Genomic DNA, 23,961 nt, shown 5'->3' with positions numbered 1-23,961 from the left:
TCCTGGCTGGGCGACCGCGTCGAGAAGGGCAAGGTCCCCTTCCTGGGCGGCCGCAAGCGGGAGCGGGCGGCCGGGCGGCGCAGGCCGGCGGGCCGGATCTCCGGTGCGCTGCTGCGCCCGGTGCTGGCGGCCCCGGGGGTGTGCGCGGTGCTCGCCGGCGTGGCGATGCTGGCGCTGGCGGCTCCGGCGCTGGGGATGAAGACCGAGCAGCTTCCGCTGAACAAGCAGATGCCCGAGGACGCCGGACTGCGGATCGACGCGGAGAAGATCGGTGAGCGGTTCCCCGGCGGCCCGGCCCCGGCCCGGGTCGTCCTCAAGGCCGACGACGTGGACGCACCGCGGACCCGCGCGGCGCTGGCGGAGTTCACCCGCACGGTCCGCGGCGACAGCGGACACTTCGGACGCGGCGTGGAGACGGCGGTGCACACCGGGCAGGACGTCGCCGTCATCGACGTCCCGCTGGCGGGCGACGGCACCGACGCGACCTCGCTGGCCGCGCTGAAGGTGCTGCGCGAGCGGATCGTCCCGGACACGCTGGGCCCGGTCGCCGCCGACGGGCAGGTGTACACGGCCGGGGAGCTGGCCGGATCGGAGGACTTCAAGGACCAGTTGAAGGACGGCATCGTGCCGGTGCTGGTCTTCATCACCACCGTCACGTTCCTGCTGATGCTGGTCTGCTTCCGCTCGGTGCCCGTCGCGCTGGCCTCGATCGTCCTCAACCTGCTGTCGGTGGGCGCCGCCTACGGGGTGATGACGGCGGTCTTCCAGCACGGCTGGGGGGCCTCGCTGTTCGGCACCGAGGCGGTGGGCGCGATCGAGTCGTGGATGCCGCTGTTCGTGCTGGTCGTCCTCTTCGGTCTGTCGATGGACTACCACGTCTTCGTGGTCTCCCGGATCCGCGAGGCCAGGGACCGGGGCATGAGCACCCGGGAGGCCATCGGCGACGGGATCCGGGCCACGGCCCCGGCGGTGACCGGTGCGGCGCTCATCATGGTCGCGGTCTTCGCGGTCTTCGCGACGCTGTCGATGCAGGACATGAAGCAGATGGGTGTCGGGCTCTCGGTGGCCGTGCTGCTGGACGCGACCGTGGTGCGGATGGTGCTGCTGCCTGCGGTGCTGATGCTGCTGGGCGAGCGCAGCTGGTATCTGCCGCGCGCCCTGCGCGGGCTGCCGCACCTGACGCACGGGGAAGGCGGGAGCGAGGGGGCCGTCGGGCCCGACGGGTTCGACGTCGACGACGGGTTCGGCCGAACGGCGACCGGTACGGCCGCCGCACCGCGGGACGCCTGGGGAGCCGGGTCCGGCGGGCACACCGGGCGCCGCTCCGGCGAGCGGCCCCCCGAGCGCATCGGGTAGCCGGCGCGGTCCGGGTCGGACGGCGGCGCTCCGCGGATCTCCGCGGAGCGCCGCCGCGCTCAGCGCGCCGCGTGCCGGGGCCGGGGCACCGCGTCGCCCGACGGGGCGTCGCCGCGCCCGTAGTGGTGGGTGGTGAACATGTACACCAGCCCGGCGGCGACGACCACTCCGCCGCTGAGCAGCACGATGTAGTTGGAGTACCAGGGCTCCTCGGGGGTGCGGGCCCAGCAGATGTTGACGATGGCGAAGATGCCGTAGGCCAGCGCGGCGCCGTTGACCAGCAGGCCCCAGCGGCCGAGGGTGAACTCGCCGGTGGCGCGCCAGCCCTTGAGCCGGGCCCGCAGCGCGGCGAGGACGACCATCTGGAACGAGCCGTAGATGCCGAGGATCGCGAACGACACGATCTTGGTGAGGGCGTTCTCGGAGACCAGCGAGCCGAAGGCGATCAGTCCGGGGATGACGGCGGCCACCAGCAGCGCCACCTCGGGTACGGCCCGCTTGTGCGAGAAGCGCCGCAGCAGTCTGTGGCCGACGACCATCCGGTCCCGCGCGTAGGAGTAGATGAGCCGGCCCGCGGCGGCCTGCAGACTGATGGTGCAGGAGAGGAAGGAGATGAGGACGACGGCCATCACCAGCCGCGCCCCGGCCTCTCCCATGGCGTCGAAGAGGACGTTGACCACCGGATCGGAGTCCTCACCGGAGATCACCGCACCGTAGTCGGTGACGGACAGCAGCAGCGAGCCGCAGGTGAAGGTGGCCGCGGCGCCGCCGACATAGATGGTGCGGCGCATCGCCTTGGGGATGACCAGGCCCGGGTGGGCGACCTCCTCGGCGGTGTCGCCGCACGCCTCGAACCCGTAGTACTGGTAGAAGCCGATGATGGCGGCGGCCAGGAAGACCGGCGCGTAGGAGCCGTCGCCCTGGGTGCCGTAGGTGTCGAAGATGACGCCGAGGCCGTGCTCGCGGTGGGTGACCAGCAGGTAGACGCCGACGATGAGCGCGCCGATCAACTCGGCGCTGAAGCCGATCAGCGCCGCCAGCGACAGCGCCTTGGTGCCCGCGTAGTTGATGAGTGCGGCGACGACGATGAGGATGACGGTGCAGAGCACCGTGTTGTGCACGCTGGCGCCGAAGCCGAACAGGATGGCGATGTAGGGGCCGGCGCCGTAGGCCACGCTGGTGATCGTCACCAGCAGCGCCCACATGTAGACCCAGCCGGTCATCCACGCCCAGCGCATCCCCCACAGCCGCCGCGCCCACGGGTAGACGCCGCCCGCGATGGGGAACTGGGCGACGATCTCGCCGAAGACCAGCGACACCAGGAACTGTCCGCAGCCGGCCAGCAGGAACGCCCAGATCATCGGCGGCCCGCCCTCGGCGAGGGCCGAGCCGAAGAGGGTGTAGGTGCTCACCACGGGCGAGAGGTAGGTGAAGCCGAGGGCGAAGTTCGCCCAGGGGCCCATCTCCTTGCGGAACTCCGACCCGGGGGCTCCGTTCCCGCCGTTCCCGCCGTTCCCGCCGTTCCCGCCCGCCGCGGCGGCCTCGGGCTGCGGTGCTCCGCCCATCAGCGCTCGCCCCCCTCGGGCTGTGGGCCGGGCCGCCCGGTGATCAGGTCGGCGGCGCGTTCGGCGACCAGCAGCACCGTCACCATGGGGTTGATGCTGGGCATGCTGGGGAAGACCGAGGCGTCGACCACGCGTACCCCTTCCTGGCCGCGCAGCCGCAGCAGCGGGTCGACGACGGCCGTGGGGTCGTCGGCCGCGCCCATCCGGCAGGTACCGGCCGGGTGGTAGACGGTGTGGGCGACCCGCCGCCCGTACTCCGACAGCTCCGCGTCCGAGGCCACGCCGGGTCCGGGCGCGATCTCGCGCTTGAGCCAGCCGCGCAGCGGCGCGGTGTTCGCCACTTCGCGGGCCAGCCGCAGCCCGTCGACGATGGTCCGCTCGTCGTAGCCCTCGGGGTCGGTGAAGTAGCGGAAGTCCAGGGCGGGGTGGGCCGCCGGGTCGGCGCTGCGCAGCCAGAGCCTGCCCACCGAGCGGGCACGGGGCACGTTCGGCGTCATGCACACGCCGTGCGGAGGCGTGGGGTAGCCGAGGCGTTCGGTGTTGACGGTGAAGGGCACCTGGTAGAAGTGCCACATCAGGTCGGGGCGGGGCTGGGCCGTGTCGCGGCGGACGAACAGCCCGGCGTCGGAGTCCATCGCCGAGTTCGGCGGCAGCGGTTCGTGGGTCTCCCAGACGATCACCGATTCGGGGTGGTCGAGCAGGTTCTCGCCCACCCCCGGCAGGTCGGCACGCACCTCGATGCCGAGCGCCGCCAGTTCGTCGGCCGGGCCGATCCCGGAGAGCAGCAGCAGCCGCGGGGTGTCCACGGCTCCGGCGCACAGCAGCAGCTCCCGCTCGGCGCGGACCGTGCCGGTGGTGCCGTCGGCGTACCGCACCCGCACCCGGGTGAGCCGCCCGGCCTCGTCGGGCTCCAGCCGGTAGGCCCAGGTCCGCAGCTTCAGCGTGAGGTTGGGCCGCTTGTCCATGACCGGGTGGAGGTAGGCGACGGACGCGGAGGAGCGGGTGTTGGTGGCCGGGTCGTAGGCGAGCGAGAAGAATCCGGCGCCGTCCGCGAAGGGGCGGCGGTTGAAGTCCTCGACGACGGGCACGTGCAGCGCCTCGGCGGCGGCGGTCACGAAGTCCCGCGCGATCGGATTACGGTCCTCCTCGCCGACGGGGACGATGGTGTTCCGCAGCCGTCTGCGGTAGGGCAGCACGGTCATCGGGTCCCAGCCCGCGCAGCCCATCCCCACCCACTCGTCCAGGTCCTGGGGGAAGGGCAGAAAGCTGATCAGCGTGTTGTGCGAGGAGCAGCCGCCCAGCACCCTGGCGCGGGAGTGCACGATGTGCGAGTTCCCGCGCGGCTGTTCGGTGGTGGTGTAGCCGTAGTCGTACTCCGACTCCAGCAGGTTGATCCAGTTGCGCAGCCGCAGCACCCGCTCGTCGCCGACGTCGCTGGGGCCGCCCTCGATGACGCACACCCGGCAGTCCGGGTCCTCGCTCAGCCGGGCCGCCAGCACGGAGCCCGCGGTGCCGCCGCCGACGATGACGTAGTCGTAGGCGTGCTCGCCCGTGTCCTGGCCGTTCTGGTCCGTCGCGTTCATGCCGGTCCTCTTCTCCCCGTCGTGTTCCGCAGCTTCGTCAGCCCTTGAACCAGCCGGAGGGGGCCGGTGAGAGGTTCTGGTAGATGTGCTTGGCCTCCTGGTACTCGCGCAGCCCGGTCGGGCCCAGTTCGCGGCCGATGCCCGAGCGGCCGAAGCCGCCCCACTCGGCCTGCGGCACATAGGGATGGAAGTCGTTGATCCAGACCGTGCCGTGCCGCAGCCGGTTGGCCACCCGCTGGGCGCGGCTCGCGTCGCTCGTCCACACCCCGCCGGCCAGCCCGTAGCGGGTGTCGTTGGCCAGTTCGACCGCCTCGTCCTCGGTGCGGAACCGTTCGACGGTGACGACCGGGCCGAACACCTCCTCCTGGACGATGCGCATCGAGCGGTCGCAGTCGGCGTAGACGGTCGGCAGCAGGAAGTAGCCGTCGGCCAGTTCGGGGTCGTCGGGCCGCCGCCCGCCGGTGACCAGCCGGGCGCCCTCCTCGCGGGCGATCTCCAGATAGCGCTCCACCTTCGCGCGGTGCTCGGCCGAACTGAGCGGTCCCGCCTCGGTCATCGGCTCCAGGCCGCTGCCCAGCCGGATGGCGCTCGCCCGCGCGCCCAGGGCCGCCACGAACTCGTCGTGGATGTCCTCCTGCACCAGCAGCCGCGACCCGGCGGAGCAGACCTGCCCGGAGTGCAGGAAGGCGGCGTCCAACGCGTAGTCGACGGCGGCGGCGAAGTCCGCGTCGCCGAAGACCACGTTGGGGTTCTTGCCGCCGAGTTCCAGCGCGAGGTTCTTCACCCCGGGTGCGACGCTCTCCATGATCTTCCGCCCGGTCGCCAGCCCGCCGGTGAAGGAGACCAGGTCCACCTCGGCGTGGGTGGTCATGGCGGCGCCGACCGTCGCACCGGAGCCCAGCACCAGGTTGGCGACCCCGGGCGGCGCCCCGGCCTCCGCGATCAGCCGGATCATGGCGAGGGTGGACAGCGGTGTCGTCTCACTGGGCTTGAGCACGAAGGTGTTGCCCGCGGCCAGCGCGGGGGCGACCTTCCAGGACGCCTGCAGCAGCGGATAGTTCCACGGCGCGATCAGGGCGCAGACGCCGACCGGCTGGTGCACGACGCGGCTGAGCACGTCGGGCCCGGCGTCGACCACCCGGCCGCCGTCCTTGCCGGCCAGTTCCGCGAAGTAGCGGAAGGCGCCCGCCACGTCCTCGATGTCGATCCGGGCCTCGGTGAGGGTCTTGCCGGTGTCGAGGGTCTCGGTGCGGGCGATCTCCTCCTGGTCGCGCAGCAGCAGTTCGTGCACCCGGTAGAGTACGTCGGCGCGGACCCGGGTGGGCGCCGTGGACCAGTCGGCCCGCTCGAAGGCGCGCTTGGCGGCGCGTACGGCCAGGTCGACATCCGTCGCGTCGGCCTCGTCGACGGTGGCGAGCACGGAGGCGTCGAACGGATTGATCACATCCCGGCGCCCGCCCGCGGTGGCCTGCCGCCACTCCCCGTCGATGAACAGCTCCGCCATCGCCCGTCTCCCTCGCTCGCACCCGACCGGCGTCACGATCGCGCCGCGCGGCACCGCTGGCTACGGGACGCACCGGGCGGCGGCGCCTCCGCGGCGATAATCGGCACCGATGGGGCAATCCCCGCCGCTCGCGAGCCGCCTGCGCGGAATCCGGGCGCGGAATCCGGGGCGCGGTGTGCGGTGCCCTCCGGGTGCGGCGGTCCCCGGCCGTCTCCGCACCGTTCCGGGGACGCGGGACGCCGGGCCCGGGACGCCGCGGGCACACCCCCGTACGCTGCTCGGTATGAAGTTCGGATTGCTGGGCACCGGCCCCTGGGCGGAACGCACGCACGGACCCGCGCTCGCCGCACACGAGGAAGTGGAACTGGTGGGCGTCTGGGGGCGCCGCACCGAGCCGGCCCGGGCCCTGGCGGAGCGCCTCGCGACCCGGCCGTTCGAGGACGTGGACGCGCTGTTCGGGGCGTGCGACGCGGTGGCGGTGGCCCTGCCACCGGACGTGCAGGCACCACTGGCGCGCCGCGCGGCCGAGGCGGGATGCCATCTGCTGCTGGACAAGCCCGTCGCCACCGCGCCCGAGGGGGCGCGCGGCGTCGCCGAGGCGGTGGAGCGGGCCGGGGTGGGGTGCGTCGTCTTCTTCACGCTGCACTTCAGCGAACCGACCGCCGGCTGGCTGCGCGAGCAGGCGGCGCGCGGGGCCGCCGTACCGGCGCGGGCCCCGGGCGCCGGGGCGCGGTCACCGGCGGAGAACGGCTGGCTGGTCGGGCGTGCCGACTGGCTCTCCCCCGTCTTCGGCGGCGCCGACTCGCCGTACACCGCCTCCCCTTGGCGGCGCGAGAAGGGCGCGCTGTGGGACGTGGGGCCGCACGCCCTGTCCGTGCTGCTGCCGCTGCTGGGGCCGGTCGCCGAGGTGACGGCGGCGCCCGGCGGTTTCGGCGACACCGTGCACCTCGCCCTGCGGCACGACTCCGGGGCCTCCAGCACCTGCACGCTGAGCCACTCCGTGCCGCCCGCCGCCGCCGGCGTCGCGGCCGAGGTGCGGGGCGCCGCGGGCGTGGCGGAGTTGCCCGTGCGGGAGGAGGACCCGGCCGCCGCCTTCGGCCGCGCCGTGGACGCCCTGCTGCGGGAGGTCCGCACCGGCGAGGCGCACCTGTGCGGGGCGCGCTTCGCCGAGACGGTCACCGCACTGTTGGACTCGGCTCAGCAGCAGTTGCCGAACCGGTGAGCCCCGTCGGCTGCCGGCCCGTCCGGTCCGGCAGCAGTGCGAGGGAGAACGCGCACAGCAGCAGGGCCGCTGCCGCCACCGGTATCCAGCGGACCCCGGCCGCACCGATCACCGCTCCGCCGAGGGCCCCGGCCACTCCCGTGCCCAGATAGAGGCCGGAGATGTTCAACGCCAGCGCCGTCATCCCCGCCTCCGGCCCGGCAGCGGCCAGGACGCTGCCCTGCACGGGCGGGTTGAGGCCCCAGGCGAAGACCGCCCAGCAGCCCACCACCAGGGCGAGCACGGCCGGGCCGGTCCCGCCCGCGAAGGCCGCCACCGCCGCGGCGCCGAGGGTCAGCGCGTGCCCGCCGAGCACCAGGAGCAGCCCGCGGCGCGGCCCCCAGGCGTCCGCGGCGCGGCCCGCGAGCAGCGCTCCGGCGAGCCCCGCCGCACCGACGAGCAGCAGCAGGAGGGACAGCAGCCCGTAGGAGCCGGCGGCCACCTCGGCCGTGTAGCTGCCCAGATAGGTGTAGAACATCAGTCCGCCGCTCGCGGCGAGGAACGTCACGGCGACCACCCGTAGTACGGCCGCCTGTCGCAGCGGCGCGAGCCGGCGGCGCAGCGGGACGGGTGCCGTGCCCGGCACGGCCGGTGCGGTGGCCAGTACGCCGAGGGCGGCGACGGCGCCCACGGCGGCGATCAGCCAGAAGGTGGCCCGCCAGCCGAACGCGCCGCCGAGCCAGGCGCCGACGGGGACGCCGGTGAACAGCGCCGTCGTCATACCGGCGGTGACATAGCCGAGGTAGCGGCCCTGCGCGCCCGGGGGCGCCCCGGCGGCCGCGGTGGCGAACGCGGCGGCGGTGACGACGGCGGCGCACAGCGCCGCGGCCACCCGGGCCGCCAGCAGCCACCAGTAGCCCGGCGCGAGCGCCGCCGCGATGTTGGCGGCGACGAAGAGGGCGAGTCCGGTCGCCGTCACCGTACGGCGCGCGAATCGCTCGCACAGCACGGCCAGTGTGGGGGCGCCGAGCGCGTAGACGACGGCGAAGACGGTCACCAGCTGACCGGCCGCCGGGACGCCGACGTCCAGGTCGTCGGCGATCCGGGGAAGCAGTCCGGCGATGATGAACTCGTCGGTGGCGGTGGCCACCAGGGTGAGGAAGAGGATGTGCAGCCAGTTCGGCAGCCGGCCGACGGCCGCGGTCGGGGTACTCATGCGGCGCACGGTAGGTGGTGACACCGGTGTCACCTGCAAGCCGGAGACGCCGCTCGGGGACGGCGGCCCGGGAACGGGACGAACCGGCCCGAGGACGGACCGGCCCGAGGACGAACCGGCCCGGGACGTGGATCCGGGCGCACCGGGCGGGGCACCCGTCCGGGCGGGGACCGGGATCCGGCGCACGGACGGCCGGTGGTCAGGCGTCGGGCTCCCGGGCGCCGCGACGGCGGAGGAGTTCGGCGGGCGCGGCACCGGGCTCGTCGGCACGGAGCTGGGCGATCCGGTGCACCAGCCGGGCCCGGTACCGGTCGAGTTCGGCCGCCTTCTCCTCCAGCGCGGCCAGCCGCCGCTGGTACATCTCCAGCGTCTCCGCGGGGCTGGCCCGGCAGGTGAGGAACGCCTCGGTCTTCATGTCCAGGCAGGGCACGACCTGGCGGATGTCCTCGGTGCCGAGGCCGGCGGCGAGCAGTTCCCGCACGTTGCGCACCCGGTTGACCGCGCTGTCCTCGTAGGTACGCCAGCCCTTGGCCGACCGCCGGGAGGCGAGCAGTCCCTGCTGCTCGTAGTAGCGCAGGGAGCGCTTGCTCACGCCCGTCCGCTCGGCCAGTTCCCCGATCAGCATGGAAGTCGCCATGCCCGGTGCAACGCGGCGGCCGGCCGGGGGCTTCCCGCCCGGCGCCGCGCCCTGCGCCGGGTCACCGGGAACGGGGGCGGCGGGCCGTCAGGACGGTGGCGGACAGTTCGGGGTCGGTGGTGACGGCGGCCTCCAGCCCGGCGTCGGCCAGGATGCGGGCGGCCGCGGCGGCCTGCCGGGAGCTGGTCTCGGTGAGCAGGGTGCCGCCCGGGGCGAGCCAGTCGGGCGCGGCCGCGGCGACCCGCCGCAGCAGGGCCAGGCCGTCGGGTCCGCCGTCCAGTGCGGGCCGCGGTTCGTGGTCGCGGGCCTCGGGCGGCAGGAAGGGTATGTCGGCGGTGGGGACGTAGGGCACGTTGGCGGTCAGCACGTCGATCCGGCCCCGGAGCCGGTCGGGCAGCGCGGCGAACAGGTCGCCCCGGTGGACGTGGTCATCGGGCACCGGGAGATTGCGCCGGGCGCACCGCACGGCGGCGGGGTCGAGGTCGGCGGCGTGCAGTTCGCCGCGTCCGCCGAGGGCGGCGAGCAGTGCCGCACCGACGGCGCCCGTGCCGCAGCACAGGTCCACCAGGACGGGGTCGCCCGTGCCGGGTGCGCCGGCGGCGGCGCGCCGCACCAGGAACTCGGTGCGGCGGCGGGGGACGAAGACGCCCGGGTCGACGGTGATCCGCAGACCCGCGAACTCGGCCCAGCCCAGTACGTGTTCGAGGGGGTGCCCGGCGATCCGGCGGGCGGTCATCCGGGTCAGTTCGGCCGCGTCGCGCGCGGTCTCGGACAGCAGTCGTGCCTCGTCCTCGGCGAAGACGCAGCCGGCGGCGCGCAGCCGGCGGGTGAGTTCGGTCTGCGGGGTGGTGTGGTGCATGGAAGCCCTTCCAGTGCTGGAGCGCTCCCGTCGCCCGCGGCGGTCTCCGCTAGCTGGTGCGGGGCCGTCCGCCGTGAGGCGAGAGCGCGTGGTCTGCCGGAGCGGAAATGCCTCTCACCTCCCTCTGTCACCGCGTCGAACATCCGTTGCCGGTCCGCCGCACTGTATCCCGAGGGGCGGGTGGGTGCATCCGTGGGGCCGCACCGGTGGGGCCGTGGCGGGTCGGCCGGGCGGGGTGCCGGCCCGGGAGTGCACGCACCGGTCCGGGCGGACCTCCGCCGGCCGCACCAACGCCCCGTGGACAGGAGGGAGTTGAGCGGATGGGATGGGCTTCTCCACCGGCGGGCGACGGGCGCCGGCCGGTGGTCCGGTGCCGAGACGAACGGGAGAAGAGGACATGCTCACAACAATCAGCAGGTGCGCGCCGGGAAGCCGTCCGGACCGGCGCACCCTCCCCGGCACCGGCAGGGCGGCCCGCGCGCTGTGCGCCTCCGTGCTCGGACTGGGCCTGGCGGCGGCCGGTACGACCGCGCACGCGGCCCAGGAGGCGAGCGGTGGCGCCGGCTCCGGTTCCGGCGCGACGATCATCGGCGGCGGGGAGTCGACCGAGGAGTACTCCTTCGTCGTCTCCCTGCAGAAGCAGCGGGGCGACGACCCCGACGGCCACTACTGCGGCGGGGCGCTGGTCGCGGCCGATTGGGTGCTGACGGCGGCGCACTGCGTCACCACCCCGGGCGGGGTGAACGACCCGGAGGCGTACCACGTGCGGGTCGGCTCCCTGGACCGCACCGAGGGCGGCGAGGTGGCCGGGGTGGCGGCATTCGTCGTGCACCCGGGCTACAGAGCGTACGAGGACGAGGGGAGCGCCCACGACCTGGCGCTCGTCGAGCTCTCCTCCCCGGTCTCGAAGAAGCCGGCCCCGCTGGCGGCCCGCACCCCCGCTGCCGGGGACACCGTCAAGGCGACCGGCTGGGGCTACACGAAGGCGACCGGCAACGACCCCTCGCAACTGCCCGTCGAGCACCGCGAGGTCGATCTGCCGGTACTCGCCCCCGACACTCCGGAGTGCGTCTCCGGAGCGGCGGACGGGGACGCCTGGGGCATCCGGGAGGGGGACTTCTGCACGGGCAACCCGGACGGCGACGCCGGCACCTGCGGGGGCGACTCGGGCGCGGCGGCGCTGACGCGGGCGCACGGCCGCTGGCAGCTGGCCGGTGTCACCAGCCGGGCCGTGGGTGACTGCGGGACGACGCCCGACATCTACCCGAGCGTCGCCGAGCACCGCGAGTGGATACGGCACGTCGTGGGCGGCGTGGGCGGCGTGGGCTGATCCGCGGCGTCGCGTCCGGCGCGGAGGGGCCCGGCGTCCCCCGACCGCCGGCACCGCCCACGAGGTCGCGATGGCCCGCGGGGCGGGGCGGCCCGGTAGATTCGGAGCGCCCTGCGGCCATCCGGCCCAACCCGTCGTGTATTTGGAGTTCTCCGTGCGTGTCGTGATCGCCGAAGACCTGTTCCTGCTCCGGGACGGGCTCGTACGGATGCTGGAGGCGTTCGACTTCGAGATCGCCGCGGCGGTGGACAACGGGCCGGAGCTGAGCCGGGCGCTGCGGGAGCAGGAGCCGGACGTCGCGGTGGTGGACGTCCGGCTGCCGCCCTCCTTCAGCGACGAGGGGCTGCAGTGCGCGCTGGAGGCCCGTCGCAGGCGGCCGGGGCTCCCGGTGCTGGTGCTCTCGCAGCACGTCGAGCAGCTGTACGCGCGCGAGCTGCTGGCGGACGGCAACGGCGGGGTGGGCTATCTGCTCAAGGACCGGGTGTTCGACGCGGACCAGTTCGTGGACGCCGTCCGCCGGGTCTCCGAGGGCGGTACCGCGATGGATCCGCAGGTCATCCAGCAACTGCTGTCGCGGCGCGCGCAGGACGCGCCGCTGGGGAACCTGACGGCGCGGGAGAAGGAGGTGATGGAGCTGATGGCGCAGGGCAGGTCGAACGCGGCCATCGCGGCGCAGCTCTTCGTCACCGAGCGGGCGGTCGCGAAACACACCTCCAACATCTTCGGAAAGCTGGGGCTGCCGCCCTCGGACGACGACAACCGGCGGGTACTCGCCGTGCTCGCCTACCTCGACCGGGGCTGACCGCTTCGTTACCGTGCCTCCCCGTACGTGTCTTTGGTCACATACGGCAGGACATCCGCCACTGGAGGCGCCCCCCATGCACGAGCCGATCAATGAGCGTGAAAGATACGACAATAACCATCAGTCCGGTCATACCGGTACGCACTCCGTGCCCCCGGCCCGCTCCGCTCCCGGCAGACGCGCCGTCCTGGGCACCACCGGAGCGCTCGGCGCGGGTCTCGCGCTGGGCAGCGGGTATGTCCCCGCCATGGCAGCGGACCGGACCGGCACACCACGCGAGGCGTCCCCCACCGACGCCGCGCAGGCGGCACTGCGGCGGCTGCTCCCCCGGCACGCCGACCAGATCACGCTCCAGCGGATCGGCGGCCCGGAGCGCTTCAAGGTCACCGGCGGCGCGGGCCGGATCCGAGTGGCCGGCACCGGGCCGGTGGCCCTGCTGACCGGGGTGCACTGGTACCTCAAGTACAGCTGCGACGCGCACCTCTCCTGGGCGGGCAGCCGGCTCGACCTCCCCGAAACCCTGCCCGCGCCCCGCGCGCAGCACGCCCGGCGCGCCACGGTGCCCAACCGCTTCGCGCTCAACGACACCCACGACGGGTATACAGCGCCCTACGCCGACTGGGCGCACTGGGAGCGGTTCCTGGACATCCTGGCGCTGCACGGCTTCAACGAGGTCCTGGTCACCGCGGGCCAGGAGGCCGTCTACCACCGGATGCTCCAGGACTTCGGCTACAGCGACCGCGAGGCGCGCTCCTGGATCCCGGCCCCCACCCACCAGCCGTGGTGGCTGCTGCAGAACATGGCCGAGTACGGCGGCCCGATCAGCACCGAGCTGCTGGAGCGGCGCACCGCACTGGGCAAGCGCATCGTGGACCGGATGCGCGAGCTGGGCATGAAGCCCGTGCTGCCCGGCTACTTCGGCACCGTGCCCGCCGACTTCGCCCAGCGCAACAAGGGCGGCCGCACCGTTCCGCAGGGCAAGTGGGCCGGGCTGGACCGGCCGCCGTGGCTGGACCCGCGCACGGCGGTCTTCCGCAAGGTGGCGGCCGCCTTCTACCGCCACCAGAAGGAACTGTTCGGCGACGTCGACCACTTCAAGATGGACCTGCTGCACGAGGGCGGCGACCCCGGCGACGTACCGGTGCCGCAGGCGGCGCGGGCCGTGGAGAAGGCGCTGCACACCGCACGGCCGGGCGCCACCTGGGTGATTCTGGGCTGGCAGGAGAACCCGCGCCGCGACCTGCTCGACGGGCTCGCCGCCAAGGACAGCATGCTGATCGTCGACGGCCTCTCCGACCTGGACCGGGTCACCGACCGGGAGAAGGACTGGGGCGGGGTGCCGTACGCGTTCGGCACCATCCCCAACTTCGGCGGGCGCACCACCATGGGCGCCAAGACCCACATGTGGACCGAGCGCTTCACCGCGTGGCGCGACAAGTCGGGCAGCAAGCTGGCCGGCACCTGCTACATGCCCGAGGCCACCCACCGCGACCCGGCGGCGCTGGAGCTGTTCGGCGAGCTGGCCTGGCGGCAGGAGGCCGTGGACCGGGGCGGCTGGTTCGACGACTGGGCGAGAATCCGGTACGGCGGCACCGACGGCAAGGCCGAGGAGGCCATGACGGCGCTGCGCGAGACGGCGTACCGGATCAGCAGCAAGGACGGGCGGCCGCACGACAGCATCTTCGCCGCCCGCCCCAGCCTCTCGGCCCGCTCCGGCGCCTACTACGCCACCCACACCCCCGCCTTCGACCTGCCCGCCTTCGACGCCGCGTTCGACGCGCTGCTGGGCGTCGACAAGGCGCTGCGGGACAGCGACGCCTACCGCTACGACCTCACCGACATCGGCCGACAGGCGCTGGCCAACCGGTCCTGGTCGCTGATCGGGCAGCTCCAGGACGCCTACAAGCGCAAGGACGCGGCCACCTTCAAGAAGCTGGCGGCGCTGTGGCTGAAGCTGATGGAGCTGGCCGACGACATGTCCGGCGGCCACCGGGCGTTCCTGCTGGGCCCCTGGCTGGCGGCGGCCCGCGGCTCCGCCGCCTCCGCGCAGGAGCGGGCCGACCTGGAGCGCACGGCCCGGGTGCTGGTCACCACCTGGGCGGACCGCCCGACGGCGGACGGCGGCCACCTGGCCAACTACGCCAACCGCGACTGGCAGGGCCTGATCCGGGACTTCCACCTCCCGCAGTGGCGGGCGTTCCTCGACGACCTGCAGGACGCACTCGACCAGGGGCGCGCGCCGAAGAAGTTCGACTGGTACGCCCGCGAGGAGCCCTGGACCCGGAAGACCGACGAGTACCCCACCAGGCCGCTCACCGATCCGCACGCCACCGCCGTCCGGGTCCGCGACGTGCTGGCCAAGGCCCCCTACCAGGGCTCGCTGAAGGTCGCCGCCGAGCCGCGCGCGGTGGCGCCGGGTGAGGTGAGCACCGTGCGTGCCGTCTTCCGGAACGAGAACGGGCTGAGCCCCACCGGCGCCGTCGACCTCGGACTGCGCGGGCTGGACGGCGCCCGGGCGCAGGACCCGACCTCGCACCGGGCGGTCAGCCCCGGCGGGACGGCCACCGTGCGCTGGCGCTTCACCGCGCCCGCCGGACGGCAGACCGCGCCGCTGGAACCGCTGGAGTACACGGTCGAGGCGGAGAACGGCCCCGCCGGCCAGGAGCGGGTCACCCTCGGCCGGGCCGGCCGGATCTACCGCGCGGGGCCGCTCCCCGGCGGGGTGCGGACGGCCACGACCAACGACGCCGTCTTCGGGCACCTGGACGGGCGCTGGGCGGTCGACGGCGCCGGGGCCGACCTGTGGCGGTCCACCGCCGAGTTCGGCACCGTCTACCGCCCGCAGGCGCTGCGCGACGGCGGCACCGTCACGCTGAAGGTCGTCTCCCAGGAGGACAGCGGCCCCTGGGCGCGTGCGGGCATCGTGGTCCGCAACAGCCTCGCCGAGCCGGACGCGGCGGGCTTCGTGAACCTGGCGGTGACCCCGGCCCACGGGGTCGTGCTGTCCCACGACAGCGACGGCGACGGCACCCTGGACAGCTACCGGGCCGTCTCCGGCGTCAGGGCCCCGGTGCTGCTGCGGCTCTCCCGGTCCGGCTCCGCCTACAAGGGAGAGCTCTCGACCGACGGCGGGAAGAAGTGGCGTACCGTCTCAACCGTCGAGGTCCCCGGCGCGTCCGGCAGACAGGACGCCGGGCTGTTCATGTCCGCGACCAACGGCGGCAGCGGTGACCGCGCGCTGGTGGAGTTCGCGGACTGGCGGACCGGGTAGCACGGACGGGCGGAGAACGGATGGAGGACGCGGAGACGTGACGGAGGACAGGCCGCGGGCCGCGGTGCAGTCGCACGAGCTGATGCTGGCGCTCGTGAGGGGGCCCGCGCTCGCGGTCGTCACCCTCCCGCTGTCCATCCTGCTGTTCACCCTCTCCCTGGTCTCGATCGTGCTGGTGCCGATCGGGGTGGGCGTCGTGACCACGCCGCCCACCCAGCGGGCCGTCCGCTGGTACGCCAACCAGCGGCGGCGGCTGGTGCACGCCTGGGCCGGGCCGGAGGTGCCCGAACCGTACCGGCCCTGGCCGCGGGACCTGCGCCGCGGTGTCGTCGGGCAGGTCGAGCAGTGCACCCTGCTGCTCAAGGACCCGGCCACCTGGCGCGACATGGCGTGGCTGCCCGCCGACATGACGGCCGGTTTCGTCACCGCGCTGCTGCCGCCGCTGCTGCCGCTCAACCTCCAGCTCACCAAGGGGATGCTGGAGCCCACCCGGGAGATGCTGCTGTCCCGGCGGGTGGCGGAGCTGTACGAGACGCGGCACGACGCGGTGGACACCTCGGCGGCCGAACTGCGCCGCATCGAGCGGGACCTGCACGACGGCGCACAGGCCCGGCTGGTCGCCATGGGCATGAGCCTGGGCACCATCGAGGCGCTGGTCGAACGGGATCCGGCCCGCGCCAAGCAACTGATCGCGCAGGCGCGGGAGAACTCCGCCGAGGCGCTGACCGAACTGCGCGACCTGGTACGCGGCATCCACCCGCCGGTGCTCGCCGAGCGCGGGCTGCCCGACGCGCTGCGGGCGCTGGCGCTGCGGATGCCGGTGCCGGTCGAGGAGGACATCGAACTGCCGGGCCGGTTCGAGGAACCCCTGGAGTCGGCGGTCTACTTCGCCGTCAGCGAGCTGCTCACCAACGCCGCCAAACACGCCCGGGCCGGGAAGGTGTGGCTGGACGTGCTGTACGTCGGCGCTCCGGACGGCTCGGCGATCCGGGTGACGGTGACCGACGACGGCCGGGGCGGCGCCTCGCTCAGCTCCGGTTCCGGTCTGCAGGGCGTCCAGCGCCGGCTCGCCCAGTTCGACGGCGTGCTGGCGCTGAGCAGCCCACCCGGCGGACCCACGATGATCACCCTGGAGGTGCCGGCCGGCCACGCGGCCGAGTGAGGTGACCCCCGGCCCGGACACCTCGTTCTGTGGGTGTGAGTGAGCGGACCGCGACGCTGGACGTCGAGCAGGCCGAGCTCGCCCTCGTGGAGCACTACGGGAGGCTGGTCCGGCTCGCCTACTGCGTGCTGGCGGACGGGCCCCGCCGCGCTCCCGCCGCGCACGCGGTGACCTGCGGGGCGCTGCCCCGGCGGTGCACGTCCACGGCGGCGCTTCCCCGCCCGCAGGCGGCGGACGAGGACCCGGTCTACGTGTGGCTGCGGCTGCGGGTGCTCCGGGCGGCGCTGGCCCGGCCGCGAGGCCCGTGGCCCCCGCGCTCCCACCCCCGCGGCGGGGACGCCCCGGCCCGCGCCGCGTACGCGCTGCGGCACCTGGAGCGGATGGCCGAACCGGACATCCGGCAGCTGCTGCGCGCCGCCCGCGTCCGGGACCCGGACGCGGCGCTGGCCGGAGCGGTGAAGGCAGCGGACTCGTCGGGCGGTCCCGGAGCACCCCCGCCCGCCCCCGGGCCCGGCGGGGAGCCCTGCCCCCTGTGCGGGGGCGGGGACGGGGTCCGGCACGCCCTCGACACGGTGCGGCGCCGCCGCCGGCGGCGGAGGTCCGGGGCGGCGGCGCTCGCGGCGCTGGTGTGCTGCGGGCTGCTCGGGGTGCCGGGCGACACCTGGGGGCCGGACGCCGCCGCCCGGCCCCCGCTGGTGCGCGGCTCCGACGCGGAGCACGCCCTGGATCCGGGTGCGCTGGTGCGCGCGCGGGCCGGTTCCTGGCGGCGGGCCTCCCGGACGGATTTCGGGGCCTGGCCGGCGCGCGGTGCGCTCACCCGCGACGAATCGTTGCTGCGCCGGGCGCTGGTCACCTGGGCGCGGCCGCGGGCCGACGTCCGGGTCCGAGCCGCGCCCGGCACCCCGAAGGGCCCGCCGCCCGGCCCGCCGCAACTGCTGTACGCGGGACGGCTGGCGGGGACCGCCGTGGTGCTGCTGTACGACGGGCTGCGGGTGGCGCGGTACACCGAGCCGCTGGACCCGGACGACGGCTCGTCCGCCGCCGAGGCCGCCGAGGCCGCCGAGGAGGGGGTCTCGCTGGAGCTGGCCCGCACGGCGGGTGCGGGGACGGCGGAGTCCGGGGCCCTGGTCGTGACCCGGCACGGGGGCGAGGTGCGGTATCTGACGGCGCCGTGGATCACCCGCGCGGCCCGGGTGGACCTCCTGGACCCGGCGGACGAGTCGGGCCGGACGCTCACCCGCGGCGCGGACGGGGTGACCGGACCGGTGCCGCTGCCGGTCACGCTGCCGCGGCACTGCGAGAGCTGGCCGGGGCTGGCGCTGCGGGGGAGCCCGGGGGCGGCGCGGCGCCTGGAGCTCTACACGGACCTGGGCGAATTGGCCCCGGCACGGCTGACCGACGGGGCCGAGCGGGGGCCCGCGACCGGCGCCGCGGCCCGCAGGCGGCTGGCACGGACGGCATGCCACCTCCCGGCGGTGCTGGACCAGGGGGTCAGGGCCGTGAACTCGTGGCAGTTCGCACGGCAGCGGCTGCCGGACGGGGACGGCGAGGCGGCGTGGGTGTGCACCAGGGCGGCCACCTGGCGGGGGGCCGGGTCCCGGGTGATGACGCAGTTCCAGCCACCGGCGGGCGGCCCCGGCCGCCCCGGGGCGGTGACGTCCCGGCTGGAGGACAGCCGGGTGTGCGGGCCGCAGGCGCGCGCGGTGCTGACGGGATTGCTGTGGCGGTCGACCGAGGGCCGCTGGTATGTGCTGGCCGCCGGGGACGAGGACGTCACCCGGCTGCGGGCGCGCGGCGAGGGCCTGTCGGGCGGCCCGGCGGAGGCGGTGGGCAACACGCTCGCGGCGCGCGCCGGGCGGGAGGCGTCGGTCCGGCTCTCGGCGACGCGCCGGGACGGTACCGTCCCGGCCGCACCACCCGCCCCCGTCGGCCCGCCGGACTGAACCGGGACCTGCCGTATCCCGGCCTCCGGGGCGCTGTCCGTGGCCGGAGGCCCCGCGGGCGCTGCCGCGCCAGGAGCCGGAGAGCCGGCTCGTGCACAGCTTCGTGGCGCCGGCCGCGGTGGGCGCGCTGCACGACGAGCTGGGCGAACCGACCGCCCAACTCGCCGCTCCCGCACCGGGTTGCCGAGTCCGCAGGCGGTTCTCACGCGTCCCGTCGGCGGATCACCACAGCGGCCGACAGCAGCGCACCCAGCGCCCACACCAGCAGGGCCAGCAGCCCGCCGGGGCGCTCCAGGGTGCCGTTGCCGCCCAGCAGCCAGGCTTCGGACGCGCTGCCCGGCAGCAGGTCGATCACGGTCTCGGCGCCGGGCACCGGGTCCAGCGCCACCGGAAGCAGGAACAGCAGCCCGAACAGCGCCGTGATCGTGCCCGCCGACCGGCGCACCAGCACGGCCAGCCCCAGCGTGAGCATGCTCAGCAGCGCGGCGTGCACCGCGACGGCCAGCAGCTGACCGGCTGTCCCGGCGGCGTCGAACGTGCTCCGGTCCAGGGCCAGTGCGCCGCAGACCGCACCCAGCAGCGCGCACGCCAGCCCGGCGGTGAGAACCGCCGCGCCCAGGGTGAGCGCCTTGGCGGTCAGCAGCCGGAGGCGGCCGGGTACGCACAGCAGGGCCGTCGCCGCACCTCCGGTGGCCTGCTCGCCGGTCACCGCCAGCATGGCGAGCGAGGCCAGCACGAGGCAGGTGCCGTTGAGTTCGGCCACCACGGCCGGGTCGCCGGGTGAGGCGCCCGGATCGTGGGTGAGCACCCCCGTGGCGGAGGCGACCAGCCCGGTCAGGGCGAGCGCACCCAGCAGCAGGTACCAGGTCGAGCGCAGGGACACCAGCTTGGTCCACTCGGCGGCCACCGCCCACCGCAGGGCGGTACGGCGCCGGACCGTGCGGGCAACCGGTTCCGTGGCGGCGGCGGTCACCGGACCACCTCCGCTTCCCCGGTGGCGGCCCGCTCCGGGCCGGCCGCGCCGGGTTGCGCGTACTCCACGCTGTCCGACGTCAGCCGCAGGTAGGCCTCCTCCAGCGACGCCTCCTCCGCGCGCAGTTCGTGCAGCCGGACGTGCGCCCGGTGGGCGAGGTCGCCCACGTCCTCGACCGACGTTCCGCCGACGGCGAGCGCGTCCGGACCGGTCCAGTCCACCTCGGCTCCCGCCGCCGCCAGCCGGTCGGCCAGCAGCCGCAGCCCGCCGGGCTCGGGCCCCCGCACCCGCACGGTGCGGCGGGTACCGGCGGCGACCACCTCCGCGACCGTCCCGTCGGCCAGCAGCCGGCCCCGGCCGATCACCACCACCCGGTCGGCGGTCAGCTCCAGTTCGCTCATCAGGTGGCTGGAGAGGAAGACGGTGCGGCCCTCGTCGGCGAGGGAGCGCAGGAAGGTGCGCACCCAGCGCACCCCGTCCGGGTCCAGCCCATTGACCGGCTCGTCCAGCAGCAGCACCGCCGGATCGCCGAGCAGTGCGGCGGCGATGCCCAGACGCTGGGACATGCCCAGCGAGAAGGACGCGGCCCGCTTGTCCGCCACGTCGGCCAGGCCGACCGCCTCCAGTACCTCGGGCACCCGGCGTCCGGGGATGCCGTTGCTGCGGGCCATCGCCAGCAGATGCCGGTACGCGGTGCGGCGGGGGTGCGCCGCACGGGCGTCGAGCAGTGCGCCGACGGTGCGCAGCGGTTGGTCGAGACCGGCGTAGGGGCGGCCCTGGACCAACGCGCTGCCGGAGGTGGGCCGGTCCAGTCCGGTGATCATGCGCATGGTGGTGGACTTGCCGGCCCCGTTGGGGCCCAGGAAGCCCGTGACCTTGCCGGGCGCCACGTCGAGCGTCAGCTGGTCGACGGCGGTCTTCTCGCCGTATCTCTTGGTGAGTCCGCGCAGTGTGAGCATGCCGGGGACGCTATGCGGCGCCCGGAGCGGGGACAGTGCACGCGGGTCGACGGCAGCCCTGCACTTTCGTCAGGGGCCGCGGCCACGGCGCACCGGGGTTAGCGTGAGAGCCGCACCACGGGTGGGGACACGGGCGAGAACGGGGAAGACACCATGATCCGGGTACTGCTGGCGGACGACGAGGCGATGATCCGGGCCGGAATCCGGGCGATCCTCGCGTCGGCCGGGGACATCGAGGTGGTCGCCGAGGCCGCCGACGGGCGCGAGGCGATCGCGCTGGCCCAGCGGCACCGTCCGCACGTGTGCCTGCTCGACATCCGGATGCCGCACCTGGACGGTCTGCGGGCCGCGGCCGAACTGCGCCGCACCTGCCCGCAGAGCGCGGTGATGATGCTGACCACCTTCAACGAGGAGGAGTACATCGCCACCGCGCTCGGCTCCGGTGCCGCCGGGTTCGCGCTCAAGTCGGGCGACCCCGGCGAACTGCTGGCCGGGGTGCGCGCGGTGCACGATGGAGGCGCCTACCTCTCCCCCACCGTGGCGCGGCACGTGATCACGCAGCTGGCGGGCGGGCGGCTGGGCCGCCGGGCCGACGCGCGGACCCGCACCGCGGCGCTGACGCCGCGCGAGCGCGAGGTGCTGGGCCTGGTCGGCGCGGGCCTGTCCAACGCCGAGATCGCCGACCGGCTGCATGTGGTGGAGGGCACGGTGAAGACCTACGTCAGCCAGGTCCTCGCCCGTCTGGAGCTGAGGAACCGCGTCCAGATCGCGGTCCTGGCCCACGAGGCGGGCCTGGTGCCGGACGGCACGGAGGGCGGCCCGGCGGCGGACTGACCCCCGGCCGAGACCGCGGCCGGACTCCGCCCCGGCGCAGTGCGCCCCACCGGTCACAGCCCGCCGGCCGGCGGCCGCCCGCACCGGTCAGCCGCGGGGGGCGTGCGCCGTCGAGCCCCGGACCACCAACTCCGGCTGGAAGACGAACTCCGTGTCCGCCATCGGGCTGCCGCCCATCGGCTCCAGCAGCGCGTGCACCGCGGCGTTGGCCATCGCCCGGACCGGCTGGCGGACGGTGGTGAGCGGCGGATCGGTGAAGGCGTTGAACTCGGAGTCGTCGTAGCCGACCACCGACACCTCCCCCGGTACCGCCAGCCCCCGCTGCCGGGCGGCTCGTACCGCCCCCAGGGCCATCGGGTCGCTGCCGCACACGATGCCCGTACAGCCCGCGTCCAGCAGCGCGCCGGCCGCCGCGTGTCCGCCCTCGACGGTGAAGAGGGTGTGCCGGATCGACGGCTCGGCCCCGCAGCGCTCCATGGCGCGGGTGAAGCCGGCCGCCTTGCGCCGGGTGGGGACGAACCGCTCCGGGCCGACGGCCAGCCCGATGCGCTCGTGGCCCAGCTGGCGCAGATGCCCGACGGCCATCGCGGCGGCCGCCTCGTCGTCCGGGGAGACGAACGGCGCGCTGATCCCGTCGTTGTACCCGTTGATCAGTACGAACGGCACCCCGCGGGCCGCCAGCCGGGCATAGCGGGAAGGATCGGCCGTCAGGTCGGCGTGCAGCCCGGAGAGGAAGATGATCCCGGAGACGTCCCGCTCCACGAGCTGACCGACCAGCTCGTCCTCGGTGGCGCCGCCCAGCATCCGGGTCCCGAGCACCGGCGTGAACCCGTACCCGGACAGCGACTGTTCGATGACCTGGGCGAACGCCGGGAAGATCGGATTGGTCAGCTCCGGGATGACCAGCCCCACCAGCCCCGCGCTGCGCTGCCGGGCCCGCGCCGGGCGCTCGTAGCCGAGCACGTCGACGGCGGCCAGCACCCGCTGCCGGGTCGCCGCCGCCACCCCCGGCCTGCCGTTCAGCACCCGGCTGGCGGTGGCCTCGCTGACCTCGGCCTGCACGGCGATGTCGGCCAGCCGCGCGGTGAGCGCCGTGGTCATCGCCCGGCCCACCAGGCGGTCGTGTCACCGGGCAGTACGGTCCTGCCGGACTCCGTCGCGGGCGGCGGACCGCTGGCGAGGAGGAGTGCGCCGGTGCGGAAGTCCAGCACGGCCGGCCCGGTGCCGGTGTTGGCCGCGCACACGAACCCGCCGCGGCGGAAGGCCAGCACCCCCTCGGGCGCGGTGAGCCACTCCAGCGGTTCGCCGTCGCCCAGCTCGGGGCGCTCACGGCGCAGCCGCAGCGCGGTCCGGTACAGCTCCAGGGTGGAGTCCGGGTCGCCGGTCTGCGCCGCGACGGACAACGCTCCCCACTCGGGCGGCTGCGGCAGCCAACTTCCACCGGCCCCGAAACCGAAGGAGGGCCCGTCGTTCTCCCAGGGCAGCGGTACCCGGCAGCCGTCGCGGAGGCCGTCCTGCCCGTTGTCCCGGAAGAACGAGGGATCCTGACGTGCCTCGTCGGGCAGTTCCGCCACCTCCGGAAGTCCCAGCTCCTCGCCCTGGTAGAGGTAGGCGGAGCCGGGCAGCGCCAGCATCAGCAGCGAGGCGGCGCGGGCCCGGGAGACACCGCCGCCGAGCCGGGTGCGGTGGCGGACCACGTCGTGGTTGGACAGCACCCAGGTGGCGGGAGCGCCCACGGCGCCGAGCGAGGTGAGGGACGCGTCGATGACCGCACGGAGGGCCGGCGCGTCCCAGTCGGTGCCCAGGTAGTGGAAGTTGAACGCCTGGTGCAGCTCGTCCGCGCGGACGTACAGCGCGGTGCGCTCGGCGCTGGGCGCCCACGCCTCGGCGACACCGATGCGCTCCCCGGGGTACTCGTCCAGCACCTGCCGCCAGGAGCGGTAGATCTCGTGCACCCCGTCCTGGTCGAAGAACGGCAGTTCGGCGGTGCCCAGCAGCCGGAGCTGCTCGCCGCTGCCCATGTCGGGCAGTCCGGCCGCCTTGACCAGCCCGTGGGCCACATCGACCCGGAAGCCGTCGACCCCCAGGTCCAGCCAGAACCGCAGCACGGAGCGGAACTCGTCGCGGACCGCGGGATGCTCCCAGTTGAAGTCGGGCTGCTCCGGCGCGAACAGGTGCAGGTACCACAGCCCGGGCTCGTCCGGCACCCGGCTCCAGGCGGGGCCGCCGAACACCGACTCCCAGTCGTTGGGCGGCAGCTCGCCCCGCTCCCCGCGCCCCGCACGGAAGTGGTAGCGCTCGCGGGCCGCGGGGTCGCCCGCCAGCGCGCGGACGAACCACTCGTGCCGGTCGGAGGAGTGGTTGGGGACGATGTCGATGATGACGCGCAGCCCGAGCGCGTGCGCGTCCCGGATGAGCGCGTCGGCGTCGTGCAGCGTGCCGAACATCGGGTCGATGGCCCGGTAGTCGGCGACGTCGTATCCGGCGTCGGCCTGCGGTGAGGCGTAGAAGGGGCTGAGCCAGACGGCGTCCGCCCCGAGCGCGGCCAGGTGCGGCAGCCGCTCCCGGACACCGGGCAGGTCGCCCATGCCGTCCCCGTCGCCGTCGGCGAACGAGCGCGGATACACCTGGTAGATCACCGCGTCCCGCCACCAGCCGGACGCGCCGGACCGCGCCGAGGAGGCGGCGTCCGGAGTCGCGGCCCGGACGTGCGGGTCCACGGCGCCGTCGGCCTGCGGTGCGCTGCTGTGCTGAGTCATGTCGTCC

18 protein-coding genes are annotated in these 23,961 nt (G+C 74.8%); 8 read left to right on the top strand and 10 right to left on the bottom strand.

From position 1 onward, the window contains the following. The coding region (locus A949_RS34415; RefSeq protein WP_019358714.1) for an MMPL family transporter at positions 1-1,356 on the top strand (1,356 nt) is incomplete at its 5' end. A gap of 59 nt (positions 1,357-1,415) precedes the next feature. On the opposite strand, the gene A949_RS0124645 is transcribed toward A949_RS34415, so the two are convergent. The 3 genes from A949_RS0124645 to A949_RS0124635 are packed head-to-tail and all read right to left on the bottom strand — an operon-like array spanning position 1,416 to position 6,008. Next, positions 1,416-2,921 carry an APC family permease gene (locus A949_RS0124645; protein WP_019358713.1) on the bottom strand — a complete coding sequence of 502 codons (1,506 nt, stop codon included), beginning with the start codon at positions 2,919-2,921 and terminating at the stop codon, positions 1,416-1,418. Beyond that, entirely contained in the window at positions 2,921-4,504 is a 1,584-nt protein-coding gene (locus tag A949_RS0124640; protein WP_019358712.1) for a GMC family oxidoreductase, read from the bottom strand. Before A949_RS0124640 ends, A949_RS0124645 begins: the two co-directional genes overlap by 1 nt. A gap of 37 nt (positions 4,505-4,541) precedes the next feature. Next, positions 4,542-6,008, bottom strand: a complete 1,467-nt coding sequence (locus A949_RS0124635; protein WP_019358711.1) for an aldehyde dehydrogenase family protein — start codon at positions 6,006-6,008, stop codon at positions 4,542-4,544. A gap of 283 nt (positions 6,009-6,291) precedes the next feature. Between A949_RS0124635 and A949_RS0124630 the strand changes: the two genes are divergently transcribed. Further along, a complete protein-coding gene (locus A949_RS0124630; protein WP_019358710.1) occupies positions 6,292-7,230 on the top strand; it encodes a Gfo/Idh/MocA family protein in 939 nt (312 codons plus the stop codon). Here the strand turns inward: A949_RS0124630 and A949_RS34410 are convergent. The 3 genes from A949_RS34410 to A949_RS0124615 form a co-directional block, all read right to left on the bottom strand. Next, on the bottom strand, positions 7,184-8,425 hold the full coding sequence (locus tag A949_RS34410) for an MFS transporter (RefSeq protein WP_019358709.1): 1,242 nt from the start codon (positions 8,423-8,425) through the stop codon (positions 7,184-7,186). The two genes, A949_RS0124630 and A949_RS34410, sit on opposite strands and share 47 nt — an antisense overlap. A gap of 199 nt (positions 8,426-8,624) precedes the next feature. Further along, positions 8,625-9,062 carry a MerR family transcriptional regulator gene (locus A949_RS34405; protein ID WP_019358708.1) on the bottom strand — a complete coding sequence of 146 codons (438 nt, stop codon included), beginning with the start codon at positions 9,060-9,062 and terminating at the stop codon, positions 8,625-8,627. A gap of 61 nt (positions 9,063-9,123) precedes the next feature. Continuing rightward, positions 9,124-9,921 carry a putative protein N(5)-glutamine methyltransferase gene (locus A949_RS0124615; protein ID WP_019358707.1) on the bottom strand — a complete coding sequence of 266 codons (798 nt, stop codon included), beginning with the start codon at positions 9,919-9,921 and terminating at the stop codon, positions 9,124-9,126. 397 nt (positions 9,922-10,318) lie between these two features. Between A949_RS0124615 and A949_RS0124610 the strand changes: the two genes are divergently transcribed. From A949_RS0124610 to A949_RS0124585, 5 genes are all read left to right on the top strand, one after another. Continuing rightward, positions 10,319-11,251 carry a S1 family peptidase gene (locus A949_RS0124610; protein WP_019358706.1) on the top strand — a complete coding sequence of 311 codons (933 nt, stop codon included), beginning with the start codon at positions 10,319-10,321 and terminating at the stop codon, positions 11,249-11,251. 154 nt (positions 11,252-11,405) lie between these two features. Continuing rightward, entirely contained in the window at positions 11,406-12,053 is a 648-nt protein-coding gene (locus A949_RS0124605; RefSeq protein WP_026004998.1) for a response regulator transcription factor, read from the top strand. Between the two features lie 76 nt (positions 12,054-12,129). After that, complete coding sequence (locus tag A949_RS0124595) at positions 12,130-15,324, top strand: alpha-N-acetylglucosaminidase (RefSeq protein WP_078565517.1); 3,195 nt, start codon at positions 12,130-12,132, stop codon at positions 15,322-15,324. A gap of 82 nt (positions 15,325-15,406) precedes the next feature. Next, entirely contained in the window at positions 15,407-16,486 is a 1,080-nt protein-coding gene (locus A949_RS0124590; RefSeq protein WP_037707529.1) for a sensor histidine kinase, read from the top strand. Between the two features lie 35 nt (positions 16,487-16,521). Continuing rightward, on the top strand, positions 16,522-18,429 hold the full coding sequence (locus A949_RS0124585; RefSeq protein ID WP_106428890.1) for a hypothetical protein: 1,908 nt from the start codon (positions 16,522-16,524) through the stop codon (positions 18,427-18,429). 202 nt (positions 18,430-18,631) lie between these two features. Here A949_RS0124585 and A949_RS0124580 read toward each other — a convergent pair whose 3' ends face one another. Together A949_RS0124580 and A949_RS34400 are read right to left on the bottom strand one after the other, a co-directional pair. Then, on the bottom strand, positions 18,632-19,402 hold the full coding sequence (locus A949_RS0124580) for an ABC transporter permease (RefSeq protein ID WP_019358700.1): 771 nt from the start codon (positions 19,400-19,402) through the stop codon (positions 18,632-18,634). Further along, a complete protein-coding gene (locus tag A949_RS34400; protein WP_019358699.1) occupies positions 19,399-20,361 on the bottom strand; it encodes an ABC transporter ATP-binding protein in 963 nt (320 codons plus the stop codon). Before A949_RS34400 ends, A949_RS0124580 begins: the two co-directional genes overlap by 4 nt. A 153-nt stretch (positions 20,362-20,514) precedes the next feature. Here A949_RS34400 and A949_RS0124570 point away from each other — a divergent pair, with 153 nt between their 5' ends. After that, positions 20,515-21,195: a response regulator gene (locus A949_RS0124570; protein WP_019358698.1), complete on the top strand. Its 681-nt coding sequence runs from the start codon at positions 20,515-20,517 to the stop codon at positions 21,193-21,195. An 87-nt stretch (positions 21,196-21,282) separates the two neighbouring features. On the opposite strand, the gene A949_RS0124565 is transcribed toward A949_RS0124570, so the two are convergent. After that, on the bottom strand, positions 21,283-22,296 hold the full coding sequence (locus A949_RS0124565) for a LacI family DNA-binding transcriptional regulator (protein ID WP_026004996.1): 1,014 nt from the start codon (positions 22,294-22,296) through the stop codon (positions 21,283-21,285). Further along, positions 22,293-23,954, bottom strand: coding sequence for a glycoside hydrolase family 13 protein (locus A949_RS0124560; protein WP_019358696.1), 1,662 nt, complete (start codon positions 23,952-23,954; stop codon positions 22,293-22,295). The genes A949_RS0124565 and A949_RS0124560 overlap by 4 nt, the downstream gene beginning before the upstream one ends. Positions 23,955-23,961: the final 7 nt, after the last annotated feature.

This window comes from Streptomyces sp. AA1529 (genome assembly GCF_000280905.1).
Lineage (GTDB): Bacteria > Actinomycetota > Actinomycetes > Streptomycetales > Streptomycetaceae > Streptomyces.
The sequence above is the reverse complement of the archived record's forward strand: the minus strand, read 5'-3'. Positions and strand labels throughout refer to the sequence as shown.